Raw genomic sequence first — 8941 nt, 5'->3', positions numbered from 1 at the left:
CTTCATTGCCAAGGTGCTGACGGATAAGGGGAAGAATTTCCTTGATGCGGCAGGCTTTGGTGAGGATGCAGGTGCCGATGCGGCTAAAACCGTGGAAGATCTCAAGGCAAAGGCCGAAGCGGCCATCACTTCTAAAGTGAGCTACAATAAGATTGCTGGCAAGACCATCATGGATCTTTATGATGCGCCCTTCTGGAAGGACATCCTTTTCGGATGCATCAACTGCGGCACCTGTACCTATGCCTGCCCCACCTGCTGGTGCTTTGACATTCAGGACGAGGTAAAGGGTACGGACGGCGTGCGTGTGCGGAACTGGGATTCCTGCATGACGGCCCTTTTCACCCACCATGCATCCGGTCATAACCCCCGTGAACATGAATGGGAGCGTACCCGCCAGCGTTTCATGCACAAGCTGAAATATTTTGTGGACAAGTACGATGCGGGCCTGATGTGTGTGGGCTGTGGCCGCTGCGTGGAGCAGTGCCCCGCCAACATCGATATCCGTACGGTGTGCAACACCATGAACGATTTTTAAATCGGCCACGTGGCAGGGCAGGCTTTTTTGCCTGCCCATGACCCCCGTGCCTGCATATCGATAAGGAGCTGTAGGGGCAGGCCCTTGGTGCCTGCCCGCTACCGCCTTCATATAGCAGGATAAGGAGATGACAAGGTGAGAAATCCCAATCCATATGAGCCGTATCCCGTCCGCATAGACGACATCACGGTGGAGACGGAAGATAAGAGCTTGAAGACCTTCAAGTTCGTTTTTCTGAATCCCGAGCACGAAGAGATGTTTGCCTATAAGGCGGGTCAGTTTGCAGAGCTTTCCATTCCGGGTCAGGGCGAGATTCCCATCGGGATTGCGTCCAGCCCCACGGAAAAGGGCTTTGTGAAATTTACGGTATTCAAAACCGGCAAAGTGACAAGTTACCTGCACTCCATGCAGGTGGGTGATATCATGGGCCTGCGTGGTCCCATGGGCAACTGGTATCCCTGGGAAATCCTTGAGGGCAAGAACATTCTGATTGTGGGCGGTGGTTTTGCTTTCACAACCTTACGTTCCTCCATCAAGATGATGCTGGATAACCGGGACAAGTTCGGCAAGATCGATGTGGTTTACGGTGCCCGTGCTCCCGGTATGCTTCTTTACATGGATGATCTGCGTGAGTGGGAAGCCCAGGGCAAGATCAACATGCACATCACCGTAGATAAAACCGATGATCCCAACTGGAAGTACCATCAGGGCTTTATTCCTCCGGTTGCGGAAAAGGTGGCACCTCCTGCCAGCGATGACACCTATGCCATTGTCTGCGGTCCTCCCATGATGATCAAGTTCACCCTGCCCGTGCTGGACAAGCTCGGTTACAAGCATGATCACATCATCATGAGCCTTGAAAACCGCATGAAGTGCGGCATTGGCATGTGCGGTCGCTGCAATATCGGTAAAGAGCTGGTGTGTAAAGACGGTCCTGTCTTTACCCTGGATCAGCTCAACCAGATGCCCAAAGAGTACTGATTCTTAATTTTTTCAAAGCGACAAGGGCCGTTTTTTGAAAGCGGCCCTTGTACGGTTTTTCTTCAAAGACCGATGTTCCCATACCGGGGCATCGGTCTTTTGTTTTTCAAAAATAAGTGCTTTTCGGTTATGGGAATACCGGGGTTGTAGGTATTGATGACTTTTTATGCCTTTGTTTTTGTGATACATACTTGCCGTTTGCTGGTCTTCAGGCCCATGTGGCCAAGCCCCGGTACGCTCAGGCTGGTGTTCCATGACAGCAAAGTCCTTCCAGAGCACAGGATATAATGAGCAGGTCGTCTAGGTCCTTAGCACCATTGCCTTCCTGAAGAACCATGTAAAAAGAGACAGATTTTTTGATAGGGGACAGGGATATATGGTGGAATACAGGGGGAATCCATATTGAGCAGACAAAGCAGCCGCAGGGCTGAATTGCACTATTATTCTGAAGCTCTCAGGCAGAAGTTTGGCGATCTGCCCCTGAATGCCGTCACCATTATTGAGGCCCCGTCCGGCTACGGCAAGACCACAGCCGTGCAGGATTTTCTTGGCATAAAGTTATCCCGCAACATCCCCATTTACTGGTTTACGGCAATGGAGGAGGCCCCTGAAGCAGGTTTCAGGCGGCTTTGCAGCGAGATCCATAAGATTGACAGCCATGCAGGGGGACGTCTTTTAAAGACAGGAGTACCCAATGCCGCCACCATCGGTGAAGCCTCAGAAGCCTTACGATCCATACGATGCGGTCAGGAGACCTACCTTGTCATCGACAATCTGCATCTCCTGCAGACGGTTCTGCCGCCACCTTTTTTTACTGCCCTTATGGATCACGGGGGGGAGGGGCTGCATGTCGTCATGATCACCCAGATGCTGGGGAGGGATCTGTATGCATCCGTCGCAGGCCGGGGATTTTTGCACATCAGCGCCTCAGACCTGCGTCTCGATGCGGGAAACATCCAGAACTACTACGCCCTTTCCGGTGTGGAGATTTCAGGGGAAGAGGCCCGGAAGGTTGAAATCTGTACCGAGGGCTGGATGATTGCTGTGTACCTGCAGCTTCAGGCTTTCCGGAAAAAAAATGATTTCTCCGATGAGACGGTTTTATCCCTGATGGAGCATCTGGTATGGGATGCAATGACCGGGGAGCAGCAGGATTTTCTGTTGAGTCTTTCGCCCTTTGAATCCATTACCCACAGGCAGATATGCGCACTTGTGGGAAGCGAAGAGCTGCCCGTTGCAGCAAGGCAGGCCCTCAAAAACCCGTTCATCCGATACGAGAGGACGGGGCAGCGCCATGAGCTGCATGCTATTCTGGCCCAGCTTTTGAGGCAGAAACTCCGTGAAAGGGGCAAAACCCGTGAACATGCCTGCCTGATGCGGGCGGGGGATCTGTTCCGGGATGAGGGCAGGCTGGCAGAAGCCATGGGTTTCTACTGGCGCATAAAAAACTACGGACGCATGCTTTCCCTTGATTTCTCCTCCCTGATACTCGATGACGTCGGTGACACCCCTTTTTATCTCATTGCCATGGACATTGTGGAAAACTGCCCGCCGGAGACCATGAAGGCATATCCCCTTTCCATGCTGCGCATTGCCTGGACACTGCTCTCTTTTGGCTTCCATGGCTCCTTTCACAAGCTGATGCAGGTGCTCCGCGAAACCATATGGGCAGAGGATGGCGAAGACAAGGGGAGCCTGCGTGGCGAATGGCTGCTGCTGTCCTCGTTCGGGAGGTATCCGGAACTGGAAGAAATGATCGCCCTGCTTGAAAAGGCGCAGGAGGCCTTCAATGGGGAAAGCTCACGGGTGGTACTGCCCGAATTTCCCTGGTGGTTTGGCAGTTGCGGGCCCCTCGGAGATTTTCATTTTATTCCGGGGCGGGCCGATGGGGAAGGTGAAATCCTTGAAAAATATGTAAGGCTGCTTTCAGGGCTGACCAATGGATATGGCAGCGGCGCAGACGCCCTGTATCATGCCCAGCTTGCCTATCACAGGGGAAACATGAAAGAGGCGGAAATGCTGGCGTATAAGGCGGTTTTTCTTGCTGAAGGCAGAAGGCAGGGCATTGTTCAGCTGGGTGCGACACTGCAACTGGCCCAGGTTGCGCTGTACAATGCAGATACGCAAAGGTGGCAGCATGCCATAAACGCCATGGAACGGGCGGCTTCCTGCCCTTCACGGAACACCTTTGTCCTGCGGTCTGCACTGGACATCATGCGGGGGATTCTGCTTGCTGAGCTGCAGCAGCTGGACGGCATTGCCGGGTGGCTGAGGACGGGAGATTTTTCAAGGCAGCATCTTTTGCCCCAGATGCTGCCGCTGGCCCTGCTTGTCCATGGGCTGTATCTGCTGCTTAGGGGAGAAGTTCCAAGGATGATTGGCGTCATGGAAGCAAGGCTTCCGGAAGGAGGATTGAAGAGGCCCGGCAATTATATGCTGGTCACCCTCAATATGGCAGCCGGGCATGTAGCCACGGGGAACCGGGATAAAGCGGTTTCCCTTGTCCGCAGTGCGGCTCAGGCGGTGATGTCTGATGGTATTGTTTTTAACTTCGCTTCTTTTTCCTGGCTTTTGGATGGCATCAGCGATGAGCTTGTTAAAAAGGAGTATCCGGAGCATTTTGACAGGATGATGGAAGTTAAGGAATTCTTCGGGCTGGGCTGGAACCGGCTCTACCATGACATTCTGCCCAAAACCCTGCCCGATGATCTGACGGAAAGGGAGCGGGAGGTGGCGCTTCTGGCCGCAGACGGGAGCCGCAACAACGAAATTGCTGAAAAACTCTGCATCAGCGAAAGCACCGTCCGCACCCATATGCGTACCATTTTTAAAAAGCTGGACATTGACCGTCGTGTGAAACTGGCGGAAAAACTGAAATCATACCGGTGAGAGATGCCATGAATCAGGAAATCCGAGCATATGTGCGGCTGGAGGCAAGGGTGTCCGCGGCATTCAGTTTTTTTATCAATGGCATGGTGGCGGCCCTGATTTATCATAAAGCCGATACCGTGCCCTTTGATTCCGTCAGCATTGCCGTCGATCTCCTTGTTACCTGCCTTTTGATGGTGACCCTCACGGCGTATTTTGCCAGAGCCAGCCTCGAAAGAACCGGAACATCGGGCATTTTTCAATCAGACAGCAGGTTTTTACGCTACACGAGCCTGCTTTTCAGGCGTCGCTTTCTTTTTGGCCCTCTTGCAGGAATCTCCGTGGCGCTGCTTTGCTTTCTTCTCATCGCTCCGGTGCCTGCCCTGCTCCATATGGAAAGGATTTCCTTTGGAGCTTACATTGTTTTTAAAACAGGCTTCACCGCGATTCTGGGCTACGGCCTGACAAGGCTGGAGCTGTATGCCGGGATGAACCGCATCGGGTAAAACAAAAAAAACAGACAAATATCGTCCATTCGGACGATACACAGGCAGATTTTCCTGTTCTATACTGACCATAGAAAGGAAAATCTGCCTTTTTTTGTGGTGTTTTCAGCATTGGAAAAAGAGCGGAGTGAAGGAGTGGTCTTTCTTGTATTCCAATGATTAAATTGGCTTATTTTTTATCCGGAAGGATTTTGCCCATGCACTATATCAAATCCCTCATCCCCATGGAGGCCTGCCGTCTTTTTATGGAAATGGAAAGCGGCAGCAGTGTGACGGTTGATCTCTCCGTGAAGCTTCATACCATGAAGTACAAGGCCCTCGCCGATAAGATGCTCTTTAAAACCGCCGCCACCGACGGGAATTACGTCATCTGGGGCAATGGCTTGGTGAAGGTGACGGCAAAAGAGCTGATGGATGTGGTCCTGCTGGGAGAATACCCCGCTTCAGCCTGAAGACCTGCCCAGGGCTTCCCACCCGAAAGACAGCCTGATCCGGCAGGCACCAGGAAGCGTTTTGGGGTGGAAGGAAAGAGCGAAATGAACTTTAAAAACAGACGGAACCATAAAGGGTTATGGATGATGCAAAAAAGCGAGGTGCGCACATGAAAAAGGCCTTTGTCCTTGTTTTTACGGTACTGGCTTTGCTGACCCTGGGCACTACGGTTCTGGCCCAGACCGCCACAGCGCCAACAGCAGGGGACGGCTCTTCCGGTGATCCCTACCAGATCGCCAGTCTGGAGAATCTCTACTGGATCGCGGCTCCTGATACTACAGTTCCAAATCCGAACCGGGCTGCAAGGTGGGCCGCGTACTACATCCAGACTGCGGACATCAATGCTTCCGCCACCTCCGGCTGGGGCGGAGGCGGCTGGACGCCCATCGGCAACACCACAACCTTCTTCATCGGCACCTACGACGGCGGCGGGCATACCATCAGCGGGCTGTTCATCAACCGGGCGGCTGAAGAATATCAGGGACTGTTTGGGGCTACAACAGGTAGTGCCACCATCGAGAATCTTGGGCTGATGGATGTGAATATTACCGGATATAATTATGTCGGCGGGCTGGTGGGATGTAGTTTTTCATCGTCCTCCGTGACCAACTCCTATGTCACCGGGAAGGTGAGTGGGTCCTATTATGTCGGCGGGCTGGTGGGAAGTAATTCCGGCACTGTGAACAACTCCTACGCCACCGGGGCGGTGACTGGAACAGAGATGTATGTCGGCGGGCTGGTGGGATTAAATAGTAGTGGTTACGTGACCAACTCCTACGCCACCGGGGCGGTGAGTGGAAATGATCGAGTCGGCGGGCTGGTGGGTTATAATTATACGGGCAGCGTGACCAACTCCTACGCCACAGGGCAAGTGACTGGAACAGGAGGCCAAGTCGGCGGGCTGGTGGGATTTAATTTCTACATCGTGACCAACTCCTTCTTTGATAGAGAAACAACCGGCCAGAGCGACACCGGCAAGGGCACACCCAAGACCACGCTGGAGATGAAGACTCAATCCACATTCACCGATGCCGGATGGGATTTCACAACAATCTGGATCATGGACGACCCTGTTAACAGCGGATACCCCTTTTTGCGTGGGGTTACGCCTGCCTATACGGTCATTTATAACGGCAACAACGCTACTGGCGGCAGTGCACCCGTTGACAATCGCAGCCCCTACCCTGCAGATGCTACGGTAACGGTTCTGGGGGCAGGCGATCTGGTCAAAACCGGCCACGCTTTTAATGGCTGGAACACCCAGACGGGCGGCGGTGGTGATGCACGTGCGGAAGGCGGCACCTTTACAAGCACTGCCAGCGTGGTTCTGTACGCGCAGTGGACAGCCAGCACCTACACCGTGACCTTTGACAGGCAGAACGGCACAGACGGCAGCGCCAGCGTCACGGCCACCTATGACCAACCCATGCCCACTGCAACAGCACCTGTCAGGGCCGGATACACTTTTGGAGGCTACTACACGGAAATCAACGGCGGGGGAACGCAATACTACACAGCAGCCATGGCCAGCGCCCAAAACTGGGATCTGACCGCGAACACCACCCTGTACGCCAAGTGGACGCTGAACAGCTACACGGTGACCGGAACGGCCGGAACCGGCGGCAGCATAGACCCTGCCAGCCAGACGGTTACCCACGGCCAGACCACCACCTTCACCGTGACCCCGGATACGGGCTACGCGATTGCCAGTGTCACGGGCTGCGACGGAACCCTGTCCGGCAGCACCTACACCACGGGGACGGTTACCGGGGCCTGTACGGTAAGTGCCACCTTCAGCCTGAATACCTACACGGTGGCCGGAACAGCCGGAACCGGCGGCAGCATCAGTCCTGCCTCTCGTACTGTGAATCACGGAGCAACCACCACCTTCACCGTGACTCCGAACACGGGCTACGCGATTTCCAGTGTCTCGGGCTGCGGCGGGAGCCTGTCCGGCAGCACCTACACCACGGGGGCGGTCACCGGAGCCTGTACGGTAAGTGCCACCTTCAGCCTGAATACCTACACCGTAACCGGAACAGCCGGAACCGGCGGCGGCATTGACCCTGCCAGCCAGACGGTTACCCACGGCCAGACCACCACCTTCACGGTCACCCCGGATACGGGCTACGCGATTGCCAGTGTCTCGGGCTGTGGCGGAAGCCTGTCCGGTAGCACCTACACCACAGGGGCGGTTACCGGGGCCTGTACGGTAAGTGCCACCTTCAGCCTGAATACCTACACGGTGGCCGGAACAGCCGGAACCGGCGGCGGCATTGACCCTGCCAGCCAGACGGTTACCCACGGCCAGACCACCACCTTCACCGTGACCCCGAATACGGGCTATGCGATTGCCAGTGTCTCGGGCTGCGGCGGGAGTCTGTCCGGCAACACCTACACCACGGGGGCGGTTACCGAAGCCTGTACCGTGAGTGCCACCTTCAGCCTGAATACCTACACCGTAACCTATAATGCCAACAGCGCAACCAGCGGTACGGCACCAGACACCCAGACCAAAACCCATGGACAGAACCTGACCCTTGCCACAAACTCCGGCAATCTTGCCAGAACCGGCTACACCTTTGCAGGGTGGAATACCGCTGCGGACGGTTCTGGCACGGATTACGGTGAAGGCGCGACCTACACCGAAAACGCTCCCCTGAGCCTCTATGTCAGGTGGATGCACCCCCCTGCTGTCACCACCCAGGCTGCGACGAACATCGGCATGATCAAGGCCACGGGTCATGGAAATATCACCGACCTGGGCAACCCCAACCCCACGGCCCACGGCTTGTGCTGGGCCACGACGGCGAATCCGACCACTGCCGGAACCTGTATAAACAGGGGAGCAGCCAATGCCACCCTTGCCTTCACCGTCAGCATTACTGGGCTTTCTCCCGGCACGACCTACCATGTCCGGGCCTTTGCCACCAATGCGGCGGGAATCGTTTATGGTGAAAATAAAAGTTTCACCACGGCGAACCCACCTCCTGTTACCTATCCTGTGATTTATATGGCCAATGGCGCTGACAGTGGAGTGGTTCCGGCAGGAGAGAGCAAGGTTCATGATCAGAGTCTGGCCCTGAGTTACAACACTGGCAATCTTGTCAGAGCAGGATACACCTTTGCCGGATGGAACACCGCTGGGGACGGCTCTGGCACGAATTACGGAGAAGGTACGATATACACCCTAAATGCGGCCCTGACCCTCTACGCCAGATGGACACAGAACACCTAGTGCGCCGGGATAAGCTGGCATGAGATTGGAGGTGCAAGTCCTCTATCCGGTAAGGTGTAGCGAACCGCCGGAGCCCCGAGTCATGGGCTGCTGCTCGTGAGGGTAGTGGTTAAGCGTTGACAGGGGAACACACAGGCTCGGTATTGAGCTCCGAAATCAGGGTTGGGAATGCTGACCGTGTTGGGTGAACGGGAAGGCAAAACTGAATGCTGCGTCAACGCAAGTGGCAGGCAGGTTCCCCGGAGTCGCTGACCCGGTGCATGTGTGGATGTCTCATGAACGGAACCCGGGAGGCCTCACTCAGCGGTACATTAAGAGTAA

Annotated in this window: 6 protein-coding genes; all 6 read left to right on the top strand. The window is 55.0% G+C overall.

The window, feature by feature from the left end; genetic code table 11:
* On the top strand, window positions 1-535 hold a 535-nt coding region (locus LZ24_RS16425; protein ID WP_186443221.1), incomplete at its 5' end, for a 4Fe-4S dicluster domain-containing protein.
* Window positions 536-670: 135 nt separating this feature from the next.
* The gene (locus LZ24_RS16420; RefSeq protein ID WP_139450569.1) at window positions 671-1516 is read left to right on the top strand and encodes an FAD/NAD(P)-binding protein; all 846 of its coding nucleotides are present in this window, start codon (window positions 671-673) and stop codon (window positions 1514-1516) included.
* Between the two features lie 402 nt (window positions 1517-1918).
* The gene (locus LZ24_RS17890; RefSeq protein ID WP_144686798.1) at window positions 1919-4405 is read left to right on the top strand and encodes a LuxR C-terminal-related transcriptional regulator; all 2487 of its coding nucleotides are present in this window, start codon (window positions 1919-1921) and stop codon (window positions 4403-4405) included.
* 50 nt (window positions 4406-4455) lie between these two features.
* The gene (locus LZ24_RS16410; RefSeq protein WP_222427689.1) at window positions 4456-4890 is read left to right on the top strand and encodes a hypothetical protein; all 435 of its coding nucleotides are present in this window, start codon (window positions 4456-4458) and stop codon (window positions 4888-4890) included.
* 197 nt (window positions 4891-5087) lie between these two features.
* The gene (locus LZ24_RS16405) at window positions 5088-5342 is read left to right on the top strand and encodes a hypothetical protein (RefSeq protein WP_144686796.1); all 255 of its coding nucleotides are present in this window, start codon (window positions 5088-5090) and stop codon (window positions 5340-5342) included.
* Window positions 5343-5491: 149 nt separating this feature from the next.
* Complete coding sequence (locus LZ24_RS16400) at window positions 5492-8620, top strand: InlB B-repeat-containing protein (protein ID WP_186443222.1); 3129 nt, start codon at window positions 5492-5494, stop codon at window positions 8618-8620.
* Window positions 8621-8941: the final 321 nt, after the last annotated feature.

Origin of the sequence: Desulfobotulus alkaliphilus, assembly GCF_007830435.1 — a bacterium.
GTDB classification, from domain to species: Bacteria; Desulfobacterota; Desulfobacteria; order Desulfobacterales; family ASO4-4; genus Desulfobotulus; species Desulfobotulus alkaliphilus.
This window is presented reverse-complemented; position numbering and strand designations above follow the sequence as displayed.